Source organism: Variovorax sp. PBS-H4, assembly GCF_901827205.1.
Taxonomy (GTDB): Bacteria; Pseudomonadota; Gammaproteobacteria; order Burkholderiales; family Burkholderiaceae_C; genus Variovorax.
Map to the genome: position 1 here is coordinate 4,387,889 of NZ_LR594675.1, position 26,546 is coordinate 4,414,434.

Sequence of the window (26,546 nt, forward strand, 5' to 3'; positions counted from 1 at the left end):
ATCTGACCCCGCGGTGTTTATGATGTAGTAATATCAATACAACGGATGCACCCTGCCGCTGCGCGTCGATGCGGTAGGCCACCCGGGAACACGGAGCGAGACATGAAGAAAAGATGGCTGGGGTATGCCTCGGTCTTGGCCGCGGCATCAACTTCTACCGGGTGTGCCTCGACGGATGGCTTCCATGTGAAGGAAGTCGGCAGTTTTCACACCGGCGGCACCCAGGTGTCGCTGGCCGGTCTGCCTGAGCGCGAGATCCGCCTCACGCCGAGCGCGCCGCCGATGAAGGTCAACCCCAACGGTGAATTCGATACCGGGCAGGTCTATGTGCAGTACGTGAAGCTGGCCACGCCGCGCGCCCGCTATCCGTTGCTGATGTGGCATGGCGGCGGACTTACCGGTGTGACCTGGGAGACCAAGCCGGACGGCGCGCCGGGCTGGCAGCAGTACTTCCTGAAGCAGGGCCATGATGTCTACGTGTCCGATGCCGTGGAGCGCGGCCGCGCGTCCTGGTCCCGCTACCCGGAGATCTTCACCAGCGAGCCGTTCTTTCGGCCCAAGCACGAGGCATGGGAAGGATTTCGCATTGGCCCGACCTATGACAGGGATCCGGCCAAGCGCGTGGCATACGCCGGCGGACAGTTCCCCACGCACGCGTTCGACCAGTTCACCCGGCAGGGCGTGCCGCGCTGGGCCACCAACAATGCCGCGACACAGGCCGCCTACGACGCGCTGGTGGCGAAGGTGTGTCCTTGCGTGATCGTCGTGCACAGCCAGGGCTCGGCCTTCGCCCTGCAGGCTTCGCTCAACGCACCGGGCAAGGTCAAGGGCATCGTCGCGGTGGAGCCCGGTGGCGCGCCCGATCCGGCGACCGTCGACCTCTCTGCCTCGAAGAACGTGCCGCATCTCTTCGTGTGGGGCGACAACCTGGCGGGCAACGACGGCTGGACCAAGCTTCGCGCCGCGCCGGATCGATACCGCGCCGCGCTGCTGGCCCAGGGAGGTACGGCCGACCTGCTGGACCTGCCGGCGCGGGGCATCCGCGGCAATTCGCACATGCTGATGATGGATCGCAACTCCGATGAAGTGGCGAGCCTGATCCAGGCGTGGATGGCCGCCAAAGGCCTGATGAAGCAATAGCCCCCGTTATCAAGGAAAAAGCATGAAGACAAATCCACCCTGCGCGCCGGCCTCGATCAGTCGCCGCAACTTCCTCGGTCACGCGGCGCTGTGCGCCGTGGCCATGCCGAGCTTGGCGCAGACTCCTCCCTGGCCGGCTCGGCCCATCAAGATCGTCATCGGCTACGGACCCGGCGGCGCCGGTGACGCAACGGCCCGCCTGCTGGCCGAGGGACTGCAAAAGATCCTGAAGCAGCCGGTGATCATGGACTACAAGCCTGGCGCCAGCGGCATGGTCGCCGCGGACTACGTGACCAAGGCACCGGCAGACGGCTACACGATTCATCTGATAGACGACGGCGCGCTGTCCATCGGGCCGGCCACCCGCAAGGTCAACTATGACCCGCAGGCCTTCACATTCCTCGGCAGCCCGGGCGGCCTGCCTCTCGTGCTGTGCGTCGCCCCCGGGCTGCGGGTGAACTCGGTGGCCGAACTCGTGACCTGGGTGAAGTCCAACCCTGGCACGGCGAGCTACGCCACCAGCGGCGTTGGCAGCCTGCCCCATCTGCTCGGCGAGCAGTTCAAGAGCCTTGTCGCGGCGGAGCTGACGGCCGTGCCGTACAAGGGCACAGGCGCACTGCTGCCGGACCTCATGTCCGGTCGTGTTGCTTTTGCGTTCCCTGCAAGCACAGGCGTGCTGAGTCACGTCAAGGCAGGCAGCGTCCGCGCACTGGCTGTCACTTCGACCCAGCGGGTATCGCAGTTGCCCAACGTTCCCACCATGGCAGAGGTCGGCTACCCGCAGATCAACTCGATCTACCGCTCCGCCATCGTGGCTCCGCCGGGTCTCCCGACCCCGATACAAGCGACCTTGACCGCGGCCCTGCAACAGATCACACGCGATGCGGCAACCGTGTCGCTCCTGGAAGCGGGCGGCTTCAACGTGGCATTCCTGCCGCCCGACGTGACGAAGCAGCTGTTCAAAAGCGAACTGCAGAAATGGAAGGCGCTGATTTCGGCCAACAACCTCAACCTGAGCGAATAGCCGCCAGGCCCAAGATACCCCACCCGAAGATTTCCCTTGAGCACTTCATCCACTCTTCGCCAGCAGCTCGCTGCCCCCGGCATGGTCGTTGCTCCCGGCGCCTACGACGGCATCGGTGCGCGACAGATCGAACAGGCCGGCTTCAGCGCTGTCTACATGACCGGCGCAGGCGCCTCGGCCGCCCGCGGCTATCCCGATTTCGGCCTTCTCACGATGAGCGAGATGGTGGAAAACGCGGCCGTGATGGCACGCGCCATCGATATCCCTCTCATCGCCGATGCCGACACTGGCTATGGCAACGAGCTGAACGTCACCCGCACTGTCCGCGAGTACGAAGCGCGCGGCGTCGCCGCCATTCACATCGAAGACCAGGTCTCGCCGAAGCGCTGCGGCCATCTGGATGGCAAGCAAGTGATCCCGCGCGAGGAGTTCGTCTCCAAGATCCGCGCTGCCGCCGAAGCGCGACGCACCAAGAGCTTCGTGATCATCGCCCGCACCGACGCCCGCGCCGTGATGAACCTCGACGAAGCCATCTGGCGCGCCAACGCAGCGCTGCGGGCTGGAGCCGATATCGCCTTCGTGGAAGCCATGCAGACCCTGGAGGAGATGGCCACCGTTCCCCGGCAAGTGCAGGGCCCCTGCCTGCTGAACGTGGTCCCAGGCGGGCGGACGCCCAACATCGATCTGCGCGAGGCCGAAGCCATGGGCTACAAGCTGGCCATCCTGCCGGGCCTGGTGCTGGTGGCGGCAATGGAGGCTGCCGATGCCGCACTCGCCCAGCTCAAGGCCACCCACATGCCGCCTACGTCGACCCGCGGCGTGGGGGAAACATTCCGCCGCTTCGGCGCCGACGAGTGGGATGCGCTTCGCACCCGCTTCAACGCCGGCCAACCCATGGAACGCTGAGATGGCACACCCCTTGCTCCGCAGGCGCATCGCGTCGGCCCTGCTGTTCTGTGTGACGATCGCGGCCTCCGCTGCCCCGCCGCCCGGGGTATGGAAGCCCACCCGTCCCGTCACGCTGGTCGTGCCGTACGCGCCCGGCGGCGGCACGGACACCGTCGCGCGCGCCGTGTCGAAGCAACTGGCCTCGATCTGGAACCAGCCGGTGATCATCGAGAACCTGCCCGGCGCGGACGGCCTCATCGGTACCCGCAAAGTCATGGACGCGCGGCCCGACGGCACCACGCTGCTGATGCAGGTCCCGGCCATCGTGCTGACCAAGTACACGCCGGGGCTCAAGGGCGTCGATCCCCTGGCCCAGCTTCAACCCATCACGGCCGTCGCGCAGGCGTCAAACGCCGTGGTGATCAGCGGCAAGCTTCCCGCGAAATCGCTGGCCGAGTTCGTTCAGTACTGCCGCCGGCCGGGCCAGCGCTGCTCGATCGCAACGACGGATAACCAGTCGCGCATCTTGTCGCGCCAGTTCGTCGCCGAAGAGAAGCTGGACGCCACCGTCATCGTCAACTACCGAGGCACGGCCGCCATCGTGTCCGACATGGTCGCGAACAACGTCGACATGTCATTCACGGGCATCGCCGCTGCGCTGCCCCATCACAAGGCGGGCGCGCTGCGCTTCGTTGCCACCACCGGCGACCGGCGCGCCGCGGCATTGCCGGAGGTCGCAACCGCGGCCGAGTCGGGCTTTGCCCAGTACCGCTCGGTCAATTGGTTCGGCGTATTTGCACCCTTGGGCCTGACGCCCGACGCAACCCAGGGCATCGAGGTCGCGCTGCGCCAGGCGGTACAGGCGCCGGAGGTCCGTGCCGCCATCGTTGCCGCCGGCGCCGAGCCGCTGGTCAACACACCCGCCGAATTCGCAGCCCAGGTGAAAGCCGAAGGCGAGCGCCTCGGTGCGCTCGTCAAATGCTACCCCCTCGAATGACAACCAAGGAACTCCCATGAACAGACTGGATATCAAGGGCGATGCCCGCCGCATCTTCGACACGCTCCAGGGCGGCGGTATCGCCATCATTCCCAACGACGCAGGCTACGCGCTGATGGGCGGCTCATACGAGGCCGTCCATCGCATCTTCATCGCCAAGAAGCGCGGCGGCCACAAGCGCAACGCGATGCTGGCTTCCATGGCGACCCAGCGCGAACTGCATGTGCTCGACCAGCGCTCGCAGGACATGGTGGAAATGTTGACGCAGGACTACAACCTCACGGTGGGCGTGGCGGCGCCCTATCGCAAGGACCACCCGCTCATTGCGAAGATGGACAAGCGCCTGGTCGAGGCCAGCACCGGCAACGACACGGTGGGGCTGCTGCTCAACGGCGGACCGCTGTTCGAAGAGGTGTGCCGGCTGTGCCGCGAAGCCGTGCTCCCCGTGTTCGGCTCGTCGGCCAACCTCACAGGTACCGGGCCGAAGTTTCGTGTGGAAGACATACAGCCAGAGCTGCGCGCGATTGCCGATGTCATCGTCGACTATGGCCTGCGCAAATACCACCACTACCAGCGGTCGGCGACCACGCTGAGCTTTGCCAACGGCGAGGTCGAATGCTTGCGCATCGGCTCATGCTACGAGCTGATCAGCGACGTGCTGCGCAGGCACTTCAACGTCACGCTTCCCGAAGACCCGGGACGCGACGTCAACGCGTCGGGTCACCTGCAGGAATTCGCTTTCAAGGAAGCGAGCTATGTCTAGCGTCGACGTAGAACGAACAGCATCGATATCTCGGGCGGCGCGCGCCGCAGCGTGGACATCCTCGGCCGCCACGGCCATCACCATCGGACCGAAGGGGGCGGAATGAACGGCCCGTCACTGCTGGGCCTCATGCAGGATCAACCTCTGCTGATCTCGAGCCTTCTCGAATTCGCCGAACGGCATCACGGCGATGGCGAGATCGTCTCTCGCCGCGTCGAAGGCGACATTCATCGCACCACCTGGGCAGGAATCGCGCGGCGTTCACGCCAGGTGGCCAATTCGATCGCGTCGGCCGCCGTCGAGCCGTCCGGCCGCGTCGGCACGATCGCCTGGAACGGCTACCGCCACCTGGAGCTGTATTACGGCGTGAGCGGTGCGGGCAGGGTGCTGCACACCATCAATCCCCGGCTGCACCCCGATCAGGTCACCTGGATCATCAACCACGCCGAAGACCAGCTGCTTTGCTTCGACCTCAGCTTCCTGCCGCTCGTGCAGGCGGTCCATGCGCGTTGTCCCACGGTCAGGCAGTGGATCGCGCTGTGCGATGAGGACAAGCTGCCGGTCGACAGCGGCATCCCCCACCTGCTGAGCTACGAGGGGTGGATCGGCGGCGGGAGCGAGCACTACGACTGGCCTCGCTTCGACGAGAACATGGCGTCGAGCATGTGCTACACGAGCGGCACGACCGGCCATCCGAAAGCAGCCTTGTACAGCCACCGCTCCACGTTGTTGCACGCGTACGCGGCGGCTCTGCCCGATGCGATGGGCATCTCTTCGCGGGACTCGGTATTGCCAGTGGTGCCGATGTTCCACGTCAACGCCTGGGGCATTCCTTACGCGGGTGCGTTGACAGGTTGCAAGCTGGCATTTCCCGGGCCGGCGCTGGATGGCAAGTCGGTCTACGAGCTCATCGAAAGCGAGAGCGTGAGCTTCGCCGCCGGCGTGCCGACGGTGTGGCAGATGCTGCTGGAGCACATGGAAGCCGGCGGCCTGCGCTTTTCCAGCCTGGAACGTACGGTGATCGGTGGCGCAGCCTGCCCGCCCAGCATGCTGCGCGCCTTCAAGGAGCGTTACGGCGTCGAGGTGCTGCATGGCTGGGGCATGACCGAGATGAGCCCACTCGGCACGGTCTGCACGCTGAAGAAAAAGCATCTGAACTTGCCGATGGAGGCACAGTTGCAGATCTTGCAGAAGCAGGGCCGTGGCCTGTTCGGCGTGGAGATGAAGATCGTCGACGCCCAGGGAAGTGAGCTTCCATGGGACGGCCAGGCCCGCGGCGATTTGCTGGTCAAGGGGCCATGGATCGTCAAGGAATACTTCAAGGCGGAAGCCGGCGATCCCCTCGTCAAGGACGCCCGGGGCACCGGCTGGTTTCCCACCGGCGACGTGGCCGCGATCGATGCCGATGGCTACCTGCAGATCACCGACCGCAGCAAGGATGTGATCAAGTCCGGCGGCGAGTGGATCAGCTCCATCGACATCGAGAACATCGCGATGGCGCATCCCGCAGTGGCCATGGCCGCTTGCATCGGCGTTCCCCATCCCAAGTGGGACGAGCGGCCCGTCATCGTCGTCGTGACGCGCCGAGGTGCGCAGGTCACGAAGGCCGAGTTGCTGGATTTCCACAAGGGCAAGGCGGTGGCCAGGTGGCAGATTCCCGACGACGTGATCTTCGTGGAATCGATTCCCCTGGGCGCGACTGGAAAGATGCTCAAGACCCAGTTGCGCGAACAGCTCAAGGAACACCGGCTGGCGGATGGACAGGCCGCAGTCACAACGAACGGGTAATTCGAACATGCCTTTCACCACCCTGGACAAGATCTGGAACGGGCACAGGATCAAGTCGTCGGCCGATGGCCTCGACCTGCTCTTCGTGGATCGCCATTACCTCACCGATCTGAGTGGGACGCTCGGCCTGGAGGATCTGCAGGCAGCGCACCGCCCGATCCGCCGCCCTGACCTGAGTATCGCCATCCCCGACCACATGATCGAGACCGCGCCGCATGGCGAGGCAGCAACCCTGCCAGCCAACAAGCGATTCGTCGAGCCGCTCAGGCGTCTTTCCGCCGAGGCTTCCATCCAGCATCTCGGGCGTGATTCGGGGCGCCAGGGCATCGTTCACGTGACGGCGCTCGAAGACGGCCTGACCTTGCCGGGCCTGGTGGTTGTCTGCGGCGACAGCCACACCACCACCCACGGCGCGCTCGGTGCGCTGGCGCTGGGCATCGGCTCCACGGAGGTCGCCCACGTGCTGGCCACGCAGGCGATCTGGGTCAAAAAGCCAAGGCAGGCCCGGGTCCGGCTGACGGGCCGCAAGGGCCAGGGCGTCTTTGCGAAAGACATCGCGCTGGGCCTCATCGCCAGTCTCGGCGCCGATTTCGGCCGCGAGCATGCGCTGACATTCGAGGGCGAGACCGTGCAGCGCATGTCGATCGAGGAGCGCGCCACGCTGTGCAACATGGCCGTCGAACTCGGCGCACGCATCGGCTACGTGGCGCCGGACGACACCAGCTTCAGCTACCTCTCCAAAGCGAAGGCAGCGCCCCGAGGCGCGCTGTGGGACCTCGCCGTGCAGGCCTGGCGCGAGCTGCGGCCCGATGCCGATGCCGCCTACGACGAGGACGTCAGCTTCGACGTGTCGGCTCTCACGCCTCAGATCACCTGGGGCACGAGCGTGCAGCACGGCATGGCGATCGACGGGGTCGTCCCGGACGGCGGCGAGTTCGACGCACCGCGCGCCTACATGGATGTCCGCGCCGGCCAGACGTTGGTCGACACGCCTATCCAGCATGTGTTCATCGGTTCCTGCACCAACAGCCGGATCGAGGATTTGCGTGTGGCTGCTGGCGTCGCCCGCCGACGCAAGGTTGCCCGGGGCGTGCGAGCCTGGGTCGTGCCCGGCTCCCAGGCGGTGCAGCGGCAGGCCGAAGCCGAAGGACTGGACACAATCTTTCGCGACGCAGGATTTCAGTGGCGCCTTCCGGGCTGCTCCATGTGCGTGGGCACCAATGGCGACACCGTGCCCGCGGGCGAGCGCTGTGTCTCGACCTCGAACCGCAACTTCGTCGGAAGGCAGGGGCCGGGTGCGCGCACCCACCTGGCCAGCCCGGCCACTGCGGCAGCCTCCGCTCTCGCCGGCTGCATTGCCGACCCGCGCCCTTTCGTTGATCACCTGTCATGACCACGCCATTCCTCCGCCATTCCGGCCGCGCCGTCAGTCTGCCGCTGGACAACATCGACACCGACGTGATCATCCCGATGCAGCAGCTCCTGAGCGTGCCGCGCAGTGAGCTGGGTCGATATGCCTTCAACGCGCTGCGCTACGACGCCCAAGGGGCGGAGCGCGGAGGTTTCCCGTTGAACGACGCGAAGGGACGCGGAGCAAGCGTGATCGTGGGAGGGCGCAACTTCGGTTGCGGCAGCTCACGCGAAGGCGCTGTCTACGCGCTCGCAGGGTTGGGCATTCGCGCGATCGTCGCGAGTTCGTACGGTGATATCTTTTTCAGCAATTGCGTGAAGAACGGCCTGCTGCCTGTCCTTCTTGCTCCCGCCGAACTGGATCGCATGCACGCAGCAATCGCGGCCTCGCCGGACCCCGTCGATGCAGCGATCGACCTCGAGGCACAAAAGGTGGCTCTCAGCACGGGCGCGTCGTTCTCGATCGACATCGATCACGCGCATAAGCAAAGGCTGATCGACGGAACCGATGAAGTGGCGCTCACCCTGATGGCCGAGCACGACATTCGCTGCTTCGAGCATGCGGATGAAATTGCTCGCCCGTGGGCCCGGCCAGGAAATCATGATGAGTGAGCCATTGCAGGATTCCGCAACATCAGTTCGGCTCGTTGCAGTGGGCGATGTCTTTCTCAATCGCAAGAACCCCTCTGAATCTTTTGCTCATGTGGGTGAGATTCTCGAGGCGGGCGACATCACCTTCGGCAATTCTGAAGGTACCTACGCCGTCAACCAAACGGCGGACCCAGACATGATGGCCGCGATCATTGCCTCGCCCGACAACATCGCCGCCTTGGCCCGAGCCGGATTCGATGTCATGTCTGTGGCCAACAACCACATCAACGACTGGGGACGCGCGGGTATGCATTCAACGGTCGATCGCTTGCAACGCGAGGGTATCCGGACCGTCGGCTTCGGCAAAAACATCGACGACGCGTTCGCCCCCATTTGCGTCGCTGCCAATGGTTGCCGAGTCGCCTTTGTCGCGGCGTCGATGATCGGTTCCTGGAACGCCGCGGCAACAGCGGATCGCGACGGCGTCGCCATGCTCGAGGTCTCGACGCAATATCACGATCTTCACAAGCAGCCTGGAAGCCCGCCTCATGTCCGGTCGCAGCTCACGGAGTCTGCCGCCGCTCGCGTCGCAAGAAGCTTCGAAGAGGCGAAGCGCAGTGCCGACTTCGTCATCGCCAGCTTTCACTGGGGCGTCCATTGCTTTCCCGCCAGCCTGGCCGAATATGAGCGTTCACTCGCCAGACTTGCCATCGACCACGGTGCCGACGTCGTTTTGGGCCACCATCAGCACATCCTGAAGGGCGTGGACTTCTACAAGGGCAAACCCATACTGCACGGGCTGGGAAACTTCGCGTTCGACTTGGTCGACATCGAGAAGATCGCGTCGCCCGCGGCAGTGCGCGAAACCATCGAGATCTACGGGGAGTACGGCATCTTCTCGCGGGAGGGTTACCCGACGGTGCCGTTCCACGAGGAATCGCGGATGACGGTCGTGGCCCATATCAACTTGGCGCAAGGGACAGACCCCGTCGTGGAACTCACGCCCTGCATGATCAATACGAATGGGCAACCCGGGCCGATCCCGGCATCTGACAGCTCATCGTTTTCAAGCTTCATGGCGTATTTGAAAAAGATCCACTGGCTGGCGGATCTCGACACGGAGATCGGGCAGCGGGGCGATCGGATATTCGTGCGGGCAAAGCTGCGTGGTCAAGCGTAGTCCTTGTCATGCTCCGCACGGCTGGGTTGCGAGCGCGGATCGACGTCAGCGGCGCGGCCGCCTGGTGCGACCGCCCGCTTGCACGGAGACGCTCCGTTAGACGTGCTCGCGCAGGAACGCCAGCGTGCGCTCCAGCGCGAGTTCGTGGCTCACCGGGTGGAAGCTGGCGCGTTCGTCGCACGAGAACCCATGGCCCGCGCCAGGATAGACGTGGATCTCGACCGGCGCGCCGGGCGAGTTCGCCTGGACTTCCCTCACCTTGTCGACACCGGCGAGCGCGATGCCCGGGTCCTCCGCGCCGAAGTGCATCAGCACCGGGCAGCGGGGCTTCTCCTCCGCGTGGTTGGGGATCTGCGCGCCGTAGTACGCGACCGCCGCGGAAACCCCGTCGAGACGGGTGGCAGCCATCCAGGCGAGCGAACCGCCAAGGCAGTAGCCGACCACGCCGACCTTGCCGGCATCGGCGACGGCATTGATCGCCGCCTGCGTATCCATCTGCATGAGCGGCCACTGCATCTTGCCGAGCAGAGCCCGGCCTTCGGTGCGGTCGCTCTCGGCGTATCCGAGTTCGACGCCGCGCTGCACGCGATCGAACAGCGCAGGGGAGATGACCCGCCAGCCTTGCGCGGAGAAGCGGTCGCACACGCTGCGGATGTGGTGGTTCACGCCGAAGATCTCCTGGATCACGACGAGCGCGCCGCGCGGCTTGCCTGCCGGTGCCGAGACATAGGCCGAGAGTTCGTGGCCGTCGGCGGCTTTCAAAGTTTGTATGGACATGCGTGGCCTTCCTTGGTTGGGTGGTTAATCGAGCTTCACGCCGCCGATGTCGCGGACGATCTTCGTCCACGTCGCGGCGTTTTCAGACAGGAACTTCGACGTCGGCCCAGTGGGCATCGGATTCGGCTCCTGGTCCATGTCGCCCAGCTTCGTGACGACGTCCGTCGTCTGGACGCTCTCCACGATGGCGTCGCTGAGCTTCTGCAACAAGGGCTTGGGGACGGCGGCCGGCGCGAAGACGCCGAACCACGTGACGAAGTCGTTCATCGCAGGCATGCCCAACTCGGCAAAGGTGGGCACGTCGGGAAGCGAGCGGCTCCTTCGGGTGCCGCCAGCGGCAAGCGCCTTCACGCGGCCGGCCTTGATCATTCCCTTGGCCGACCCCGGGTCGGTGAACATGGCCGTGACCTGGCCTGATGCGAGGCCCTGCATGGCCGGCGCGGATCCCTTGTAGGCGATGTGTTCCATCGACAGCGTGACGAGCTTGTTGAAATAGGCGCCGGCCAGGTGCGACTCCGAGCCCGCGCCGAACGAGGCGTAGCTGAGCGGCTGCGCGGACTGCTTCGCCCAGGCCACGAACTCCTGCAGGTTGTTCGCGGGAACGGACGAGTTGACGAGAAGCACCATGGGCGCCTGCGACACCCGCGCCACCGCAGCGAAATCGCGGCGCGGATCGTACGCCATCTTCGAGTACAGCAAGGGGCTCAGCACGATCGGCGACCCGTTCGTCAGAAGGATGGTGTAGCCGTCGCCCGGGGCCTTGGCGACGACATCGGTCCCCAGCATGCCGGCCGCACCGGGGCGGTTGTCGACGACGACAGGTTGGCCGAGGGTCTGCGACAGCTTCAGTGCGACGATCCGCGCCGCTGTGTCCGTGCCGCCGCCGGGCGCATAAGGCACGACCATTCGGACGGGACGATTGGGATAGTCGGCGCGTTGCGCCTGGGCACCGGTGACGACGAGGGCCGCGCAAAACGCTGCGGCGAGAAATGGAATGCTGCGCATGTCGATGTCTCCTTTTTTGTATGGTTCGCGAGCGCCGGGGCGGCGCCCACGCGGGATCAGAGTCGGGCGCCCAAATGCACCCACTCCAGGCTGCGGATGTCGCCAAATTCGCGGTCCAGCTTGGTCCAGGTCGAACCGCCATCGAGCGACCGCATCACCTGGCCGTACGCCGTGCACGCGAACAGGATCTGCGGGTCGCCGGGATGCGGCGCGACCTTCCACACGGTGCTGTTCGCACGCACGGGCAACTCCACCTCGCTCCACGAGTCGCCGTGGTCAGTGCTTCGGAACAGGCGCCCCCAGCTGCCCGGTGGACCATCCCCGTTGGTCGCGAACAACAGCCCGGGCACGCCAGCAACCGCGTTGATCGACCGCGTGTACGCCACCGGCGAAGCGATCGGCACAGAGCACCATGTCTCGCCCTCGTCGTCGCTGCAGTGCAAGCCTTCGTCCGTTGCCACCATCACGCGCTTGCGCCCCGGTACCAGCGTGATGCCATGGATGTCGTGCGACTTCAGCCCGTTGACCAGCCGCTGCCAGGTGTCGCCGCCATCGCGCGAGTGCCACACGCCGTCGATCTCGACGCTGGCCCAAACGGCCAAGGGGTCGTCGGGATCGAAAATGATCCGCGTCACGCGCGGGTAGTTCACGTACCGGCAGCGCTGGGCCATCCGCGCCGGCAGCCACTCCCAACTGCGGCCGCCGTCCTTCGACCGGAAGAGGCTGGCAGGCTTGCGGGTGCCAGCAATCAGCAGGTCGGGATCGTGCGGCGAATGCGCCACCGCCCAAACGGGGGTGTCGCTGAAGTCGCTGTGAAGCGCCTCCCAGCCGAGCTCGTGGCCGCGCCAGCGGTAAACGCCCTCGTCGGTTCCGGCGAGAAACTCGTCAGGGCGCCGCGGGTGCGAACTGATCGCCCAGATCGGCATCTGGGGATACAAGCCCCTCGTGAGCCTCGTCCAGGTCTCACCCAAGTCGGTACTGCTCCAGGCCAGCGTAGCCGCCGTGCCCACCACGATGTGCATGTCGTCTCCATCCGGCGATCACGATCCGCCGCATGGAAGAAATGTAGAAGTGGGAGCCACGAGGACGCTAACCCCGATCGTGCACGACTTACCCGTTCGTCCCGAAATGCAGCCTCACGCTGCGGCGGCGGAAGGAGGCAGGCGTTTCTCCGGTGTGCATTGCGAAGAAGCGGGAGAAATGACCGGGCGAGCTGAACCCGAGTTCGTCGCTGATGTCCGCAATGGGCTCGGCGCCGCCGATCAGGCGCTCCACGGCCCACTGCATCCTCGCCGCGTTTAAGAACAGCCGCGGTGGCACGCCGAAACAGTCCTTGAAGCGCCGATAGAACTGCGTGCGGGAGATGCCCACCTCGGCAGCGATCTCGTCGACGCTCAAGCGGCCGCTGTTCGCGCGCGCGAGCTGGGCCGCACGGTTGATGCGTCTGTCCCAGGCGTACGGCTGCGCGCGCGCCTGAGGGCGCGCCGCGGCAGGAACCAGCCGGCCCAGGCAGTCGATCAACGACATGATGAGCGGATGCGAGGCACTGGCTGCCTCGGGCTCGAGGCCGGCGAAGGCGGTCCGGATGCTGCACAGGAGATCGAAGACCTCATCTTCGATACGCACCGGACCGTGAAGGCCCGCCAGCGCCCTTGCCGGTGATTCGTTGCGCGACAACCAAGCCGGGCTCAGCGCGAGCATCAGCACGAAGGCCGGCGCCGACGAATCGACATGACGCGCGTGGATCGTCCAGGAAGGGATGACCAGGGCTTCCCTCGCCCTCACATGCTCGCGCCGGCCGTCGAGCTGATACCTGAGGGGTGCACCGCCCAGGTTGAACGAAATCTGGACCTCGCCGTGTGCATGTGCGCCGACGCTGCGTCTGGCCCAGCCCCCCATGATCCGGCCGAACTCTCCCGCCGCGAGGAGGACGGGAGGCATTGCTGCGGCGTCTCCCGATTGCAGGATGTCAGCCACGCCGCGCAGCATAGAAATTGGCTTGCGCCAGTCCAGCGGCAATTCCGCAACGCGATTCCGCACCGGCGACGAGCAGCAGGTAACCGCTACTCATCCCGCCAATTCTGTTCAACATAGCCACAAGCTTATCTCAGTATGTCAATAAGGTATACCAAATCACCATATCAGGAGCGCCCCTGAGTTGTTCGTGCCGAACATAGAGCCCCCTGAGATTCGCAGGGGGCGTCAGCCGGCTCAATCGGCCCACGCGGCGCGATGCCGACGAGCACTGACGAACGCGATCAACGAGTTGCGGAGCGCGGATTGCGGGTCCATGCAGACGAAACGGCCAGCGAGAGTGCCGAGACAAGAAAAGAGAAGAAGGCGCAAACGCCGCATAAGGCGCGATGTCGGAAATCGTGGGCACGCGCGCTCCACCTGCACGCACGAGAAGAAAAGCCTCCTGCAAGCGCAGACTGCGCCGCGCCGAGGATCATGGCCCATTGAGCGCCATGCACCTTCCAACGGCGGACACCCGTGGGAAGCTGGAAAACTCCGGCGAGCATCGCCCATGCACCTTACGCGCCGAGTCCGGTACTGAAGCAAGGGACCCTCTGATGATTTCCATGTACGTGACCTACGCCGGCAACGCCGACACGCCGTTCGACCGCGAGCACTGGATCGATGTTTCTGCGGCAAACGCAGCCAAGATCGCCTGCAACATGATGATCGCCATAACCATCGAGGCAATGGCTGAAGCCGTGGTGCTGACGGAGGTCAATGGCGTGCCGCGCGAGAGCTTCTTCGAGTTAATCCTCGGCACCGTGTTCGACAGCCGCCTCTACCGGACCTACTCGTCAAATATCTCGGCGGGCGCCTATGAACCTGGCTTCTGGACCTCGGCCAGCATGGGGCACCTCCGACCGGGGAACGTCGGTCGCCGAGGCCTGGGAACAAACCCCCGGCCTTCGACGCCGACCCCCGTTTGGGCTCTCCGGTTTGAGGCCGCCAGTCAACGACCCACCCTGATGGCCCCGGAGGCTAAACGCCTGATTCCCAATGAAAAAGGGCGTCCGGTGGATGAAAACGGACGCCCTTGGACGTTTTGTTGGTCGTGTGAAACCGATCCAAAGATGCCCCGCACGGGGCATGAATGCTGGGTTGGGTCAATTCGATAACACTCCCGTACCCCCTTTTGTACCCCCTCTTCAAGGCGCGCCTTCTTATGTTGCATTTGCACATCATTGGTCGCCACGCCTGTTCGAGAACCGTCATAGGTTGCGTTTGGTGTCATCGCGGTTTCTCCTTTGTTGATCGTAGCGATCGGGCACGCAAGCCTGAGGAAACGAGACGTGGCTTCTGGGTCGCCCGGAGTTGCACACACCCGGATGCGGACGCGGAAACGAGAACGACGCAGCATGCGCCTGCCCACCGAGAACTGTCGGCCCTGAGGCACAGTCCACGGCGAGCAACCGGTCAATGAAGGTTCAGAGATCGCGCCGCCACAGCACTCCTGCTCTACCGATACCGGTAGCGGCGTAACCAAAGCCTCAGCATTCACCCAAATGGAATGCTCTGCGCGGCAATCAGGCCGTAGATCGAAACGCCGCGCCCCCTTTGCGATGGCCCAGCCCTGCTCCCTGATGAGGTCGATAATCTTCAGACCGCAAGCGCCTGAACGGTGCTCTTGCTCTGACCTTGTAGCCGTCGCGGTGCTGGTTCTCAGACTATGGAATTCCTGCCGACGCTGTCAGGCCGCAACCGGCGGCTTCTAGCCAAGGAGAACAAGATGACTGATTCCGACCACACCATCGAGACACTGAAGGGCGAGCGTTGCCGAGCTGCGGGTGATCTTCAACAACGAGCGAGGCGTCTGTCGACGCGGCGTTGCCGCGACAGGAACGCCGAAGCGTGATCCGCACCTACCTGCATATCCGCTGTGTACTGATGCTGAAGCGCTGAAGGCGAGCGCGCACGGGACACATGCCCTCACCGGCACGAGTCTTTGGCTCGGGGCGGCAGACAAGCATCGGCCGGGCTTTCAGCGTGGAGCGAAGCGTTAGAAGAGACCTCCGAGTCCGATTCGTGTCAAAGACTTCCTAATGTCATTGTTGGGGCCCATTCCGTTGCGCAGGTCGTTGTTAACTGTCCTCACCGCCCGGTTGAATTCGTTGTTCGGCCCCGGGCCCCTTTGAATGTCATTAACGGCTTTATTCCACGTCTGAAGAGCGAAGCCGTTCGGGCCTGCAATCCTGTTAAGGTCGAGGCCAAGCGCGCGAAGCCCCTTTGTGATCTCGTTGTTGTCGCCGAAGCATCCATTTCCGCCGACACCAATGGTGAAGCACTTGTCGAGTTCCATGGCGGTAAGTCTGCCGCCGGTACAGGCGGCGAAGGCGTAAGGTTGTCCGCCGCTGGACATCGCACATTCCGCGGCGACGGTCAGTTCGGGATTCAGCTTTAGCGCGGAGCCGGCAGCACAACCAGCGATCCCCCACATTGACGCATTGCCCTGCTGTGCTTGCTTGGTCATACACGCGACGGCACGAGCCGTCTGCGGATCGAAGTTTTGGTTGGCCATACAGAGTGGAAGTTTTGTCGTGTCTGCTCCTTCCTTCTTGTAGCAATCGACCGCCTGGTTCAGGGCCCTACGCTCGTTCTCGCCCATCATGGTTCCGGCGAGGCAGGTCGTCATCGAAAGTTGATCGTCCTGGGCACGGCGCATGCACTGATAGGCCTTGACCTGATCGCCTGTCATCATTTTTGGCACCATGCAATCAACAAAGCGTTGCCTGTCGCTCCCGGAAACCTGAAGGCATTGAGCGGCATCTTCGGGCCGGGCACTTACGGGCGGAGAGATGCCAACTGCACTGCGCATGAATTGATTGGGTATCGGTATCACGCCGTTCGACGCAGAAGGAGCAATCACGCCTCCCTCTGCGGCGAATTGGTAGTTGGGGATGGCCACCTGTATGGGCGCAGGTATTGGCTGAAATGTCTGGCATCCGCCAATCACGACAGGCCCAGGCAAATTAAGACTGAGTTGAATCAACTGTCCTTGCCATGTGACGAAGAATGCGTCCACCATGGGGTTTGCCGCCGGCATACGAAGGAACATTTGGCCTGACGGGTCTCGCGCCGCAATGCCCGCGTTTTGGGGGAAATTTTCCTGAAACGTATAGAGTGACTGCGTCACGATGAATGCTTGACCTCGCATCTGGTCAATGCAGCGCGCGAGAGGCGGTCCGGAACTCGGGCCAGGTCCGGCACCCGGCGGAAACAGCATGGGCTGAGCGGCGAGGAAAGACGCGAAGAGCAGCGACCCGCAGGTGGCTGCAAGACGTTTGACTATGCGCATGATGTCCAACCTCCGGGTTGCGGCCGTGACCATACTCCCGCGGGGCGGCCAACACAATCCATACGAATGGCTAGGAGGCACGCGAAGACGCGATCAGGGATCGGCCAAGAAAGAAGGTCAAACCGCGCTTGAGAGGCTTCATCCGGAATTCGAAGTGTGCAGATGCTGGTGATCGTTCCGAAAGGAGATCGCGATGAAAGCTATTTTTCTGCGCTGGCAGCCATGATGGCGCTGCTTCTTGCTTTCTACGCTTCGGCTGAAGTACGAGTGGCACAGACCAAACCTCCACCGGTTAAGAGGTGCGATCAGGTTGTGTCGGAGTTCAAGGCAAGCTGCCTGAAAAGTTGCGACATCTACAAGGAAACAAGAAAAACGCAGTGCACAAGCGCATGCAACGATGCCGGCCAGTTGAAGCTGCGCAAGATCCAGTGCGAGGCCGGTCGTAAAGCATGAGTTTGGCGCAGCGTTACCGAAACGTAGGGACCGGCAAGACTGGGCACAGCCTTCACCGCGGAGAGCGCGAGGGGCTGGTGGCCCTAACTTCAGATCATTGTCTAGGGCTTGACCGCTGGTTGATCCACCGGCGACAGCCGCTGGCTGTTCTTGTCTGCGACAGGATCGTTACCCGCAGGGAGGGACCTCAGGCCCAGTGCGTGCTCGCGGACAGAGCGCGGTCGGGCGTTGCCTGCTGCTGCTTTTCGGATCCAGGTATGGGAGGACGCAGAACGATCTGCTGCGACCCGGTCCCACCTCCGACATTCGATGGGTGACTCGTGCATCTGCACATATCACTGGCTGGCGCTCGCAGCTCCTATGGCCCCTCTGCCAGGCCGCGCGATATGCTGTTCTGTATTCCACGCACAGAAAGGTGAGAGACAAGATGAAGATCTTCATAAGTTCCCTGATCCGCGGATTCGAGCCATTTCGAGAGGCCGCACGATCTGCGGTGACGACGCTGCGTCATGAGCCGGTCATGGCCGAGGATTTCGGCGCACAGCCCAACTCCCCGCAGGTTGCATGCCTCCAGGGCGTCCGGTCGGCTGAGCTAATCCTCCTGATCCTCGGTGAGCAGTATGGATTTGTTCAGGGGACGTCCGGCGTGTCCCCGACGCACGAAGAGTTTTTGGAAGCGCGTGACACGAAGCCGGTGCTGGCCTTCGTGCAGGAAGGCATCACCCGCGATGCGCAGCAGACGAAGTTCGTCTCCGAAGTCCAGGGCTGGCAGCAAGGCTACTTCCGAGGCGGCTTCAAAACAGCAGAAGAGCTGAAGGATCTCATCACGCGCGCGATCCATGACTACCAGCTTGCGCACGCGGCTGCGCCTCTCGACATTGCTGTCCTCACGCAGTCGGCGGTCAGCCTTCTACCGAGGGCCCGAAACGGCAACTCAGTTCAATCGTCAGTCCTGAACCTGGCCATCACTGGCGGCCCGCTGCAGCGCATCCTGCGACCTGCTGAACTTGAAGACCGAAAGCTGGTGAACGACCTTCACCAGCATGCGCTGTTCTCAGAGCCCCGACTGTTCGACAGCACGAAAGGGATGGAGAGCGACATTGACGGCGCTGCGCTCTATCTTGAACAAGAGGGCGGCGCAAGAATTCAGCTTGACGAGCAAGGTGGTCTTGTGCTTCGTCTGCCGCTCGAACGGCAATCGCGGAGAGGCCACGGTTTCGGCGGCAGTTTCGCCCTGATTCAGGAAACTGTCGTCCAGCAACTGACTGCAGGAATCGCCTATGCCGACTGGGCGCTTGACCGGATCGACCCCACCCAGAAGCTGACGCATGTCTCCATCGCGGCCCGCATTGACGCTAGCGAGCACCTGGGATGGCGAACGCAAGCCGAAGACGACGCCAGTCCGAACTCCGGCACGATGGGATTTGGTGGCGGAGAAGAAAAGCCGCCTGTTACGGTGGACAGGCCACGCCCAGCCCTGCGGTTCGACGCCGCGAACCTAGCCGAAGATCTGATGGTTCCACTCAGGCGTCAGCGAAAAAACAAGTAGCGCGACCTTCGGGACGGTTCGCGCTGTATTCCGTCAGGGGAGCAGGCTGTACCTGCCCAAGGACGAACTGCCTCGCACCACGGCCTATGGTTCCGCGTAGCCAACGAGGCCGAGGATAGCGCGCTGCTGCTCGAGCTCGACGACATCGAGGCGAACTTGCCGTCGATGGCGGCCAAGAAGGGGGCATGCATCGCGAGCGCGATCACACCTCTGAGCCTCGCCACTTCTGTGGCTGTGGCTGTGGCTGTGGCTGTGGCTGAGCATCGGCGGCTCCATCTGCGGACGGTGCCGCACCGGCGAGCTTCGATACGACCGTGCAAGTTCGACCGACCTGTGCGCGCCACTGCCCGGCGTAACGACGCGCCAGCCGCTCTGATGTCGCTTGAACCAAGTCAAAGCCGCGGGCGGCGCCGGGCGCACGGCTGCTTCGCGATGACGAAAACGAGTGGGTTTCCACATGTGATCCCTGTAGAATTTGTAACAATTCAACTCAAATAGAGCCGAAATGGCCGCAGACAAGAACTCGCTGTTCGGCCAAGGCCGGCGCTTTAATCCGGGGGTCAGGGCAGGCCTCCGATCTCACATGGGCAAAGCCGTTAGGTCGCTCCGGGAAATGGCGAGCGCTTGACGGGCATGGCGCTTCAAGACGCACCTCCGCTGAGCCGCTTCCTCAGGATGGCCGTAGTGGCGGGCGTCGAGAGCGCCGTTCAAATTCATATCGACCGCGGCGACGACCTCGACGCCCGCGACGAGAAGGGCCAAACGCCCCTAATGCTCTCTGCGGCGCGCAACAAGGCCGTCATTTGCAAGCTGCTGCTAGCCGCCGGCGCCGACGCTCGCTTGCTCGACCCTTCGGGGCGCGACGCCCTTGGCATCGCCAATGCGTCTCGCGCGCTTGAAGCGGCCTCGGCCATAGAGGCGGGCCTCGTGGCCCTAGTCGTCGAGCAGGCCCCCGCCCAATCCGTGCAGGCCGTCAACGACGCCTCCGTATTCGACCAAGCGGGCCGCGAGCCTGATTCGTCCCCTCCCCGAGCCGCGATCACGACATTCGGAACCGCCGTGCCAGAGATCCCCACAGAGGTCGTTGACGATGGCCTCGTCTTTGATCTCAGCGGGTGGGAGGCCGAAGAGGAGCAGGCGCCCCCCGACGGCGATCCGACACTCGCCGTGGCCGCCGTGAAAATCCAGGCGACGATCACCGAACACCAGTCCATCGACATGTCGGCCGACTGGGACGACTTCGACGCCTTCCTGCCCGACCGGGCGACTCCGCTGCCGCGCGTCGACGATGACGAGGCGCGCGCGCGGCTGCGCCTGGTCGTGCTACGCGCCATCCGCGAGGGCAGCGTCCCGCACGCCGCCATTGAGGATTTGACGCGCGGCAAGGATGGCGAGCCCGACGCCGAGGCCGGCGCACTGCTTTGCATGGTCGTCAACGACCTCGGCGCCGAGACCGACGAGCGGTTTGAGTACTCGGCGCCCCACGAGAGCTTCGAAGTCTTCGTGTCGCCGGATGAAAGGCCGGGCGAAGAGGACGCAATCGCCGACGCCTTGGCTTTCGTGGACGACTTGGCCGCGCGACGCAACGAGCCTTTGCGTCTCTATCAGCGTGAACTCCAGCGCGAGGCCTTGCTCACTGCCGAGGCCGAGGTCGCCTTGGGCCAAGCCATGGAGCACGGCGTCGAGAAGGCGCTCGACGCACTGGCCGCGTGGCCTGGAGGCATCGCCGCCACCTTGGAGGCGGCCCGCCAAGTGGTTAAAGGCTCCAAGCCGCTGCGCTCGATGTCCTCTGGCCCGCAAGTCGAGCCCCATTATGCGCAAGCGGCGCCCACCGTCGAGATCGACGCTGACGCCGACGTGGACCCCGCATTGGACCCGCCGGCCGCCGAGGGCGAGTCCACGAGCTCCGAAGACGAACCCGATTCGCAGTTCGGGCTCGAGGCCAAAGAGACCGACGACGAGCTGGCGCAGTTTTGCGCCAACGCGGAGCTCTTGTCGGGCCTGCCCGTCGGCACGAGCCAAGACGCGGCCAAATGGGAAGCCTGCCGCGGCGCGCTGGTCTCCCTGGGCCTGACCAGCGGCTTTCTGATGGAGCTGGCGGACTCCGGGCTCATCGGGGAAGCCGAGGCCGCTCACGCGTTCGGCCAGGCGATGGGGGCCTACAAGCGCGCGCGCGACCGAATGGCCGTCGCCAACTTGAAGCTCGTCTACTCCATCGCCAAAAAATACCTGTTCAGCGGCCAGCCGCTCGACGACCTGCTGCAGGAAGGAAACATCGGTCTCATCAAGGCCGTGGACCGCTATGACTGGCGCAGGGGCTTCAAGTTCTCGACCTATGCGACTTGGTGGATTCGCCAGCAGGTCGGGCGCTTCGTGGCCGACAAGGGCAAGACCATCCGCCTTCCCGTCCACGTCTACGAGAAGACGCAGCGCATCGCGCAGGCCGCCCATGCCTTCGAGCTCCGCCATGGCCATGCCCCGACGCTCGAAGAGATCGCGGCGCTCGTCGAGCTGCCCGTCCATAAGGTCGAGGCGCTCTCCCGCTTGGGCGTCGAGCCGCTGCCGCTGCACGAGCTGTCTGACATCGACAGCCTCATCGCAGTGCACGCGAAAGACCAGTTCGCTGTCCGCGATCCCGTCGAATGCGTCGAGGACATCCAGTTGGGCGAGTCGGTGGACCACTTCCTGAGCACGCTCAAGCTCAAAGAAGAGAATGTCGTGCGCATGCGCTACGGCATCGGCGTCCAGGACTCGATGACGCTCGAAGAGATCGGCGCGCGGATGGACGTGACGCGCGAGCGCATCCGGCAAATCGAGGCCAAGGCTCTGGGGCGGCTCCGGCATCCCGCGCGGCTCGACCGATTCTTGACTGAGCTCGGCCTTGTCCCGGCTGCAAGACCCGAGCAAGGCGCCGACGAGACTGGCGAGGCGTACGACGACGGTGATGTCAGCGCGCCACCCACCGCGAAGGCTTCCGCGCCCAAGCCGAAGCCGGCCGCTCCTGCGGCTCCACGCCCCGAGCGGCGGGTCGGCTCCGAGCCCACGGCGCTCGTCAAGCTTTTGGACCAGACGCGCGAGGCTGGCATCGTTGTCGAGGACTACCTCGAGGGCGAGGCGCGCCGCCTGTGGGTCCACATCACAAACACGCCCGACAACCGCTCCCGAAAGATCGTCCGAAAGCTGATCGCGCTTGGGTTTGAGTTCTGGCCAGGGAAAGGCTATTGGCGATGAAGCCCAAGACAAGAAGCGCGCCGCCGCGCGCGATGGCGATGCTCGAGTCCCTGCGAGGCCTCGGCTACTCGACCGGCGCGGGCTTGGCCGACATCATCGACAACAGCGTGTCCGCCGGAGCCGCGGAAGTCCGGATCGACTTCGCATGGGACGGTTCTAAGAGCCGAATCACGATCCTCGACGACGGGCGCGGCATGGACGACGCCGAGCTCGAGAGCGCGATGCGCCTGGGCGACAAGAACCCGCTCGATCCGCGGGCGGCCCACGACCTTGGGCGCTTCGGCATGGGCCTGAAAACCGCCTCCTTCTCGCAATGCCGGCGGCTCACAGTCGCCAGCGTCAAGAAAGGGGCCACGAGCTGCCTGCGCTGGGACCTCGACGAGCTCGCTGCAGATCCCGATGGCGGCTGGCTTCTGTTCGAGGGGCCGGCCCAGGGGTCCAAGCCCTTCATCGCCGGCTTGAAGGGCAAGAAGGCCGGGACGGTCGTGCTGTGGGAGTCGATGGACCGCGTAGTGACCTCCGGCTACACCTCCGACGACTTCCACGACCTCATCGACACCGTCGAGTCCCACGTGGCGATGATCTTCCACCGCCTGATTCAAGGGCCGCGGCCTAAGCTCAAACTGCTCATCAACGGCCGGGTCGTCGCCCCGTGGGACCCCTTCATGACGGGACACCCCGCGAAGCCTTGGGCGTCGCCACCCACCTATCAAGCCACCGACTACGGCTCGGTCACAGCGCAGGCGCATGTCCTGCCGCATCGGGACAAGCTGACGGCCGCCGAGTATGACGACAACGCCGGCCCGGCCGGCTGGACCGCGCAGCAAGGCTTCTACGTTTACCGCAACGAGCGGCTGTTGGTCGCGGGCGGTTGGCTTGGCCTCGGCGGCTCGCGCGCGTGGAACCGCGAGGAGGCCCATCGCCTGGCGCGCATCCGGCTCGACATTCCGAACACGGCCGACGCAGACTGGAAGATCGACGTCCGCAAATCGACGGCCCGTCCGCCCGTGTCGCTGCGGCCCTGGCTCACCCTGCTGGCCGAGAACACCCGCGAGCGCGCGCGGCGCGTGTTCGCCTACCGAGGCACGCCCGCTCCCGCCAAGGGCAACGTCCCAATTGAGCAGGCCTGGCGCGTCGAGCGGGTCAAGGCCGGGATGCGATACCGCATCGACGAGGCACATCCATCGGTGTCCGCCGTCTTGGAGAGCGCGGGCGCGCTCGCCCCGCTGGTGAAGTCGATGCTTCGGGTGATCGAGGAGACCGTGCCGGTGCAGCGCATCTGGCTGGACACGGCCGAGAACAAGGAGACGCCGCGCACGGGCTTCGAGGGCGAGCCCAACGCGGCGGTGGTCGAGGTCGCCAGCGTGCTATTCGAAGACCTCATTGAGCGCAAGGGCCTGACCGTCGAGGAGGCGCGCAAGTCGATGTTGCGCACAGAGCCGTTTCAAAAATATCCCGCGCTCGTCGCGAAACTTGGGAGGAAACAATGACCGCAGCAGAAGAGGCAGCAGCGCAAGTCCAGTTGCTCGAAGATGTCATCGCCACCGCGCAGCGGCTGGTGAAGGCGGAGAAGGACTCGTCGATGATCACGCCAGCCTTCATCGCCGAGAAGGTGAAGCTGGCCGCAGCGATGTTCGCCAGCGACCGGCCGGTTCCATTTGACGAGGCCAAGGCGGTCTACACGCTGATCCAGCGGTTCAGCCACCGCATGGGCAAGGCCACCACGCTCAAGGACGACGCCGGCCACATCGAGTGGCTCAACGCCGCCCGCAAGAAGGATTGGCACTACTGGCGCCGCTATCGCGACTATCAGGAGTCGAAGCTCTCCGACGTGGTCGTCGATGGCCTCGATGAATCCACCAGCGACATCCTGGGCCTCCTCGAAGACCCGCTGCGGGCCGACCCGTGGGATCGGCGCGGCCTAGTCGTCGGGCATGTGCAGTCGGGCAAGACCAGCAACTACACGGGCCTCATCAACAAGGCCGCGGACGCCGGCTACAAGATCATCATCGTGCTCGCGGGCCTGCACAACAACCTGCGCTCACAGACCCAGATTCGCCTCGAGGAGGGCTTCCTGGGCTACGAGACGACGCAAGGTGGCGATCCCGGAGCCTCCATCGGCGTGGCCGCGTTTGGCGAAGACCTCAAAACCAACTCGGCGACGACGCGCGCGGAGAACGGAGATTTCAGCAAGGCCATCGCCAAGCATTTCAACGGCATCTCGCCCGAGGAGCGGCCCTGGGTGTTCGTGGTCAAGAAGCAAAAGACCGTCCTGACCGAGCTGCTCAAGTGGATTCAGAAGCGGGTGGCCGACAAGCCCAACCCGCTCCCCTACTCGCTCCCGCTCCAGCACCCGATCCCGGACGGCAAGGACTGGAGGCTCGTCACCAAGCTTCCGCTGCTGGTAATCGACGACGAGGCGGACAACGCGTCGGTGGACACGGGCGAGCAGCTCTTCAACGAGGATGGCACGCCGGACGAGGAGCACTCGCCCAAGACCATCAACAGCCTCATTCGCCGGGTCCTGCACTCGTTCAGCCGCAAGGCCTATGTCGGCTACACGGCCACACCGTTTGCCAACATCTACATCCACCACAAGGGCGCGACCATCGCCGAAGGCCCGGACCTCTTTCCCAAAGCCTTCATCATCAACCTGGCGGCGCCGTCGAACTACGTCGGCCCCGCCCGCATGTTCGGCAAGCTGACCAAGGAAGGCCGCGTCGGCGCGCTGCCGCTCTCGCGCAGCATCCTCGACCACTACGACCCGGAGGCCGAGGCGGGTTGGATGCCGCCCAAGCACAAGAAGACCCACGTTCCGGTCCACAACGGCCAAGAGACGATTCCCCGATCCCTGCGCGAGGCGATCCATTCCTTCGTCCTCGCCTGCGCGGTTCGCGAGCTGCGCGGCCAAGGGCTTGAGCACAGCTCCATGCTGATCCATGTCACCCGCTACGTGGCGGTGCAGGACCATGTGCGCGAGCAGGTCGAGGAGACCGTGCGCCGGATGCGCCAGAAGATCACCCGCGGCAGCGACGCAGACGAGCTGCTCGCGCAGATGCGCGGGCTCTGGGACGAGGACTTCGTCCCGACACGCGACAAGGTCGCCTCGCTCTCGACGCCCGAAGAGCTGCCTCCGCCGATGCCCTCCTGGAACGGCGTGCTCGCCAAGCTGCCCGACGTGCTCGACGACATCGACGTGCGCTCGATCAACGGCATGGCCAAGGACGCGCTCGACTACGCCACGCCTGGCGCCGCCCTCAAGGTCATCGCGGTCGGCGGCGACAAGCTCGCTCGCGGCCTGACGCTCGAAGGCCTCTGCACCAGCTACTTCGTTCGGACGACGAAGATGTATGACACGCTGATGCAGATGGGCCGCTGGTTCGGCTATCGCCCGGGATACCTGGACCTCTGCCGGCTCTACACGTCGCCGGACCTGGTCAGGTGGTTCGGCCACATCGCCGACGCCTCCGAGGAGCTGCGCGAAGAGTTCGACTTTATGGCCAAGGCCAAGCTCACGCCCGAGCAATACGGCCTCAAGGTCATGTCGCACGAGACTCTCACGGTCACGTCGCCCTTGAAGATGCGCAACGCGCAGACGCTTTCGCTGACCTACAGCGGCACGCGCCCGCAGACGATCCTCTTCCACCGCAACGCGGCGATCCAACAGGCGAACCTCGACGCGACCGACGCGCTGGTCGCGACCCTCGGAACGAAGTTCGTGGACGCGCCGAAATACCCGCGAGACGGCGAGGCCGACTCCTGGCCCGGCGCGCGCCTTTGGCAGGACGTGGACGCGCCCCACATTCTGGCGTTCCTGGCTGCCTATACGACCCACCCGAACGCCACCAGCGCCAAGGCCGCGGTTCTCTCCGACTTCATCACCAAGATGCTCGACATCGGCAAGTTGAAGCAGTGGAGCGTCGCTCTGCTCTCTGGCGGCGATGGCGTTGGCGAGCCCCATGCCTTCCCTGGCGGCTTCGAACCGAAGTCGCTGCAAACGCGCAAGACGGACGATCCCGATCCACCGGGCGTGAAGGACCCGGCGATGTTCGCCATCGGCGTGCTCACTGACCCCAAGGACGAGGGCATCGACATCGACGACGATGTGTGGCGCGACGCCCTCGCCCGCACCCGCGCGGCATGGAAGCCAGACCCTGCGCGGGACCGCATCAACCCGCCCACGAGCCCCAGTGGCAAGGGCATCCGGGAGGCTCGCGACCGGCTTGGCGGCGACGCCGACCGCGGCCTGCTGCTGCTCTACACGCTTGCCCCCTACAAGGGCAAGGCCAAGGCTCCCGAGAACCTCATCGTGCCCGGCTGGGACAAGCCCATCATGGCCTTTGCCATTGCCTTCCCGTCGGCCGAGAACGGCATCCGCGTGGAATACGAAGTGAACCTCCTCTACTGGATGCAGGAATATGGCCCGTCCGAGTAACGAA

At 64.6% G+C, this 26,546-nt stretch carries 20 protein-coding genes; 15 read left to right on the forward strand and 5 right to left on the reverse strand.

All coding sequences use genetic code 11. From position 1 onward, the window contains the following. Positions 1 to 102: 102 nt before the first annotated feature. The 9 genes from E5CHR_RS20825 to E5CHR_RS20865 all read left to right on the forward strand — a co-directional run bounded on the left by E5CHR_RS20825 (position 103) and on the right by E5CHR_RS20865 (position 9,781). Complete coding sequence (locus E5CHR_RS20825; protein ID WP_162581611.1) at positions 103 to 1,140, forward strand: esterase; 1,038 nt, start codon at positions 103 to 105, stop codon at positions 1,138 to 1,140. A 22-nt stretch (positions 1,141 to 1,162) separates the two neighbouring features. Continuing rightward, a complete protein-coding gene (locus tag E5CHR_RS20830; protein ID WP_162581612.1) occupies positions 1,163 to 2,164 on the forward strand; it encodes a Bug family tripartite tricarboxylate transporter substrate binding protein in 1,002 nt (333 codons plus the stop codon). A gap of 36 nt (positions 2,165 to 2,200) precedes the next feature. Next, positions 2,201 to 3,070, forward strand: coding sequence for an isocitrate lyase/PEP mutase family protein (locus E5CHR_RS20835; RefSeq protein ID WP_162581613.1), 870 nt, complete (start codon positions 2,201 to 2,203; stop codon positions 3,068 to 3,070). A 1-nt stretch (position 3,071) separates the two neighbouring features. Continuing rightward, complete coding sequence (locus E5CHR_RS20840) at positions 3,072 to 4,049, forward strand: Bug family tripartite tricarboxylate transporter substrate binding protein (protein WP_162581614.1); 978 nt, start codon at positions 3,072 to 3,074, stop codon at positions 4,047 to 4,049. Positions 4,050 to 4,065: 16 nt separating this feature from the next. After that, on the forward strand, positions 4,066 to 4,812 hold the full coding sequence (locus E5CHR_RS20845) for a Sua5/YciO/YrdC/YwlC family protein (RefSeq protein ID WP_162581615.1): 747 nt from the start codon (positions 4,066 to 4,068) through the stop codon (positions 4,810 to 4,812). A gap of 117 nt (positions 4,813 to 4,929) precedes the next feature. After that, the gene (locus E5CHR_RS20850) at positions 4,930 to 6,600 is read left to right on the forward strand and encodes a 3-(methylthio)propionyl-CoA ligase (protein ID WP_162583820.1); all 1,671 of its coding nucleotides are present in this window, start codon (positions 4,930 to 4,932) and stop codon (positions 6,598 to 6,600) included. A gap of 7 nt (positions 6,601 to 6,607) precedes the next feature. After that, positions 6,608 to 7,993: a 3-isopropylmalate dehydratase large subunit gene (locus E5CHR_RS20855; protein ID WP_162581616.1), complete on the forward strand. Its 1,386-nt coding sequence runs from the start codon at positions 6,608 to 6,610 to the stop codon at positions 7,991 to 7,993. After that, on the forward strand, positions 7,990 to 8,622 hold the full coding sequence (gene leuD / locus E5CHR_RS20860) for a 3-isopropylmalate dehydratase small subunit (protein WP_162581617.1): 633 nt from the start codon (positions 7,990 to 7,992) through the stop codon (positions 8,620 to 8,622). The genes E5CHR_RS20855 and leuD overlap by 4 nt, the downstream gene beginning before the upstream one ends. Next, the gene (locus tag E5CHR_RS20865) at positions 8,576 to 9,781 is read left to right on the forward strand and encodes a CapA family protein (protein WP_162581618.1); all 1,206 of its coding nucleotides are present in this window, start codon (positions 8,576 to 8,578) and stop codon (positions 9,779 to 9,781) included. Before leuD ends, E5CHR_RS20865 begins: the two co-directional genes overlap by 47 nt. Positions 9,782 to 9,877: 96 nt before the next feature. On the opposite strand, the gene E5CHR_RS20870 is transcribed toward E5CHR_RS20865, so the two are convergent. The 4 genes from E5CHR_RS20870 to E5CHR_RS20885 all read right to left on the reverse strand — a co-directional run bounded on the left by E5CHR_RS20870 (position 9,878) and on the right by E5CHR_RS20885 (position 13,552). Further along, positions 9,878 to 10,558: a dienelactone hydrolase family protein gene (locus E5CHR_RS20870; RefSeq protein ID WP_162581619.1), complete on the reverse strand. Its 681-nt coding sequence runs from the start codon at positions 10,556 to 10,558 to the stop codon at positions 9,878 to 9,880. Positions 10,559 to 10,582: 24 nt separating this feature from the next. Next, on the reverse strand, positions 10,583 to 11,563 hold the full coding sequence (locus tag E5CHR_RS20875; protein ID WP_162581620.1) for a Bug family tripartite tricarboxylate transporter substrate binding protein: 981 nt from the start codon (positions 11,561 to 11,563) through the stop codon (positions 10,583 to 10,585). Between the two features lie 56 nt (positions 11,564 to 11,619). Continuing rightward, positions 11,620 to 12,585: a WD40/YVTN/BNR-like repeat-containing protein gene (locus E5CHR_RS20880; RefSeq protein WP_162581621.1), complete on the reverse strand. Its 966-nt coding sequence runs from the start codon at positions 12,583 to 12,585 to the stop codon at positions 11,620 to 11,622. 88 nt (positions 12,586 to 12,673) lie between these two features. Next, a complete protein-coding gene (locus tag E5CHR_RS20885) occupies positions 12,674 to 13,552 on the reverse strand; it encodes a helix-turn-helix domain-containing protein (protein ID WP_162581622.1) in 879 nt (292 codons plus the stop codon). Positions 13,553 to 14,136: 584 nt separating this feature from the next. Between E5CHR_RS20885 and E5CHR_RS20890 the strand changes: the two genes are divergently transcribed. After that, complete coding sequence (locus E5CHR_RS20890; protein WP_232062136.1) at positions 14,137 to 14,697, forward strand: NAD-binding protein; 561 nt, start codon at positions 14,137 to 14,139, stop codon at positions 14,695 to 14,697. 881 nt (positions 14,698 to 15,578) lie between these two features. On the opposite strand, the gene E5CHR_RS20895 is transcribed toward E5CHR_RS20890, so the two are convergent. Continuing rightward, a complete protein-coding gene (locus E5CHR_RS20895) occupies positions 15,579 to 16,874 on the reverse strand; it encodes a hypothetical protein (RefSeq protein WP_162581623.1) in 1,296 nt (431 codons plus the stop codon). 162 nt (positions 16,875 to 17,036) lie between these two features. Here E5CHR_RS20895 and E5CHR_RS20900 point away from each other — a divergent pair, with 162 nt between their 5' ends. From E5CHR_RS20900 to E5CHR_RS20920, 5 genes are all read left to right on the forward strand, one after another. Further along, complete coding sequence (locus E5CHR_RS20900) at positions 17,037 to 17,327, forward strand: hypothetical protein (protein ID WP_162581624.1); 291 nt, start codon at positions 17,037 to 17,039, stop codon at positions 17,325 to 17,327. 427 nt (positions 17,328 to 17,754) lie between these two features. Next, on the forward strand, positions 17,755 to 18,876 hold the full coding sequence (locus E5CHR_RS20905; RefSeq protein WP_162581625.1) for a DUF4062 domain-containing protein: 1,122 nt from the start codon (positions 17,755 to 17,757) through the stop codon (positions 18,874 to 18,876). Between the two features lie 633 nt (positions 18,877 to 19,509). Next, on the forward strand, positions 19,510 to 22,107 hold the full coding sequence (locus tag E5CHR_RS20910; protein ID WP_162581626.1) for a sigma-70 family RNA polymerase sigma factor: 2,598 nt from the start codon (positions 19,510 to 19,512) through the stop codon (positions 22,105 to 22,107). A gap of 83 nt (positions 22,108 to 22,190) precedes the next feature. Then, positions 22,191 to 23,597 carry an ATP-binding protein gene (locus E5CHR_RS20915; protein ID WP_232062137.1) on the forward strand — a complete coding sequence of 469 codons (1,407 nt, stop codon included), beginning with the start codon at positions 22,191 to 22,193 and terminating at the stop codon, positions 23,595 to 23,597. Next, positions 23,594 to 26,542, forward strand: coding sequence for a Z1 domain-containing protein (locus E5CHR_RS20920; protein WP_162581627.1), 2,949 nt, complete (start codon positions 23,594 to 23,596; stop codon positions 26,540 to 26,542). The genes E5CHR_RS20915 and E5CHR_RS20920 overlap by 4 nt, the downstream gene beginning before the upstream one ends. Positions 26,543 to 26,546: the final 4 nt, after the last annotated feature.

Excerpts from the sequence above, each read along its gene's own strand:
- E5CHR_RS20825 (WP_162581611.1), top strand. The coding sequence starts at position 103 with ATGAAGAAAAGATGGCTGGGGTATGCCTCGGTCTTGGCCGCGGCATCA.
- E5CHR_RS20830 (WP_162581612.1), top strand. The coding sequence starts at position 1,163 with ATGAAGACAAATCCACCCTGCGCGCCGGCCTCGATCAGTCGCCGCAAC.
- E5CHR_RS20840 (WP_162581614.1), top strand. The coding sequence starts at position 3,072 with ATGGCACACCCCTTGCTCCGCAGGCGCATCGCGTCGGCCCTGCTGTTC.
- E5CHR_RS20845 (WP_162581615.1), top strand. The coding sequence starts at position 4,066 with ATGAACAGACTGGATATCAAGGGCGATGCCCGCCGCATCTTCGACACG.
- E5CHR_RS20855 (WP_162581616.1), top strand. The coding sequence starts at position 6,608 with ATGCCTTTCACCACCCTGGACAAGATCTGGAACGGGCACAGGATCAAG.
- leuD (WP_162581617.1), top strand. The coding sequence starts at position 7,990 with ATGACCACGCCATTCCTCCGCCATTCCGGCCGCGCCGTCAGTCTGCCG.
- E5CHR_RS20865 (WP_162581618.1), top strand. The coding sequence starts at position 8,576 with ATGAAATTGCTCGCCCGTGGGCCCGGCCAGGAAATCATGATGAGTGAG.
- E5CHR_RS20870 (WP_162581619.1), bottom strand. The coding sequence starts at position 10,558 with ATGTCCATACAAACTTTGAAAGCCGCCGACGGCCACGAACTCTCGGCC.
- E5CHR_RS20875 (WP_162581620.1), bottom strand. The coding sequence starts at position 11,563 with ATGCGCAGCATTCCATTTCTCGCCGCAGCGTTTTGCGCGGCCCTCGTC.
- E5CHR_RS20880 (WP_162581621.1), bottom strand. The coding sequence starts at position 12,585 with ATGCACATCGTGGTGGGCACGGCGGCTACGCTGGCCTGGAGCAGTACC.
- E5CHR_RS20885 (WP_162581622.1), bottom strand. The coding sequence starts at position 13,552 with ATGCTGCGCGGCGTGGCTGACATCCTGCAATCGGGAGACGCCGCAGCA.
- E5CHR_RS20890 (WP_232062136.1), top strand. The coding sequence starts at position 14,137 with ATGATTTCCATGTACGTGACCTACGCCGGCAACGCCGACACGCCGTTC.
- E5CHR_RS20895 (WP_162581623.1), bottom strand. The coding sequence starts at position 16,874 with ATGCGCATAGTCAAACGTCTTGCAGCCACCTGCGGGTCGCTGCTCTTC.
- E5CHR_RS20900 (WP_162581624.1), top strand. The coding sequence starts at position 17,037 with ATGCTGGTGATCGTTCCGAAAGGAGATCGCGATGAAAGCTATTTTTCT.
- E5CHR_RS20905 (WP_162581625.1), top strand. The coding sequence starts at position 17,755 with ATGAAGATCTTCATAAGTTCCCTGATCCGCGGATTCGAGCCATTTCGA.
- E5CHR_RS20910 (WP_162581626.1), top strand. The coding sequence starts at position 19,510 with ATGGCGCTTCAAGACGCACCTCCGCTGAGCCGCTTCCTCAGGATGGCC.
- E5CHR_RS20920 (WP_162581627.1), top strand. The coding sequence starts at position 23,594 with ATGACCGCAGCAGAAGAGGCAGCAGCGCAAGTCCAGTTGCTCGAAGAT.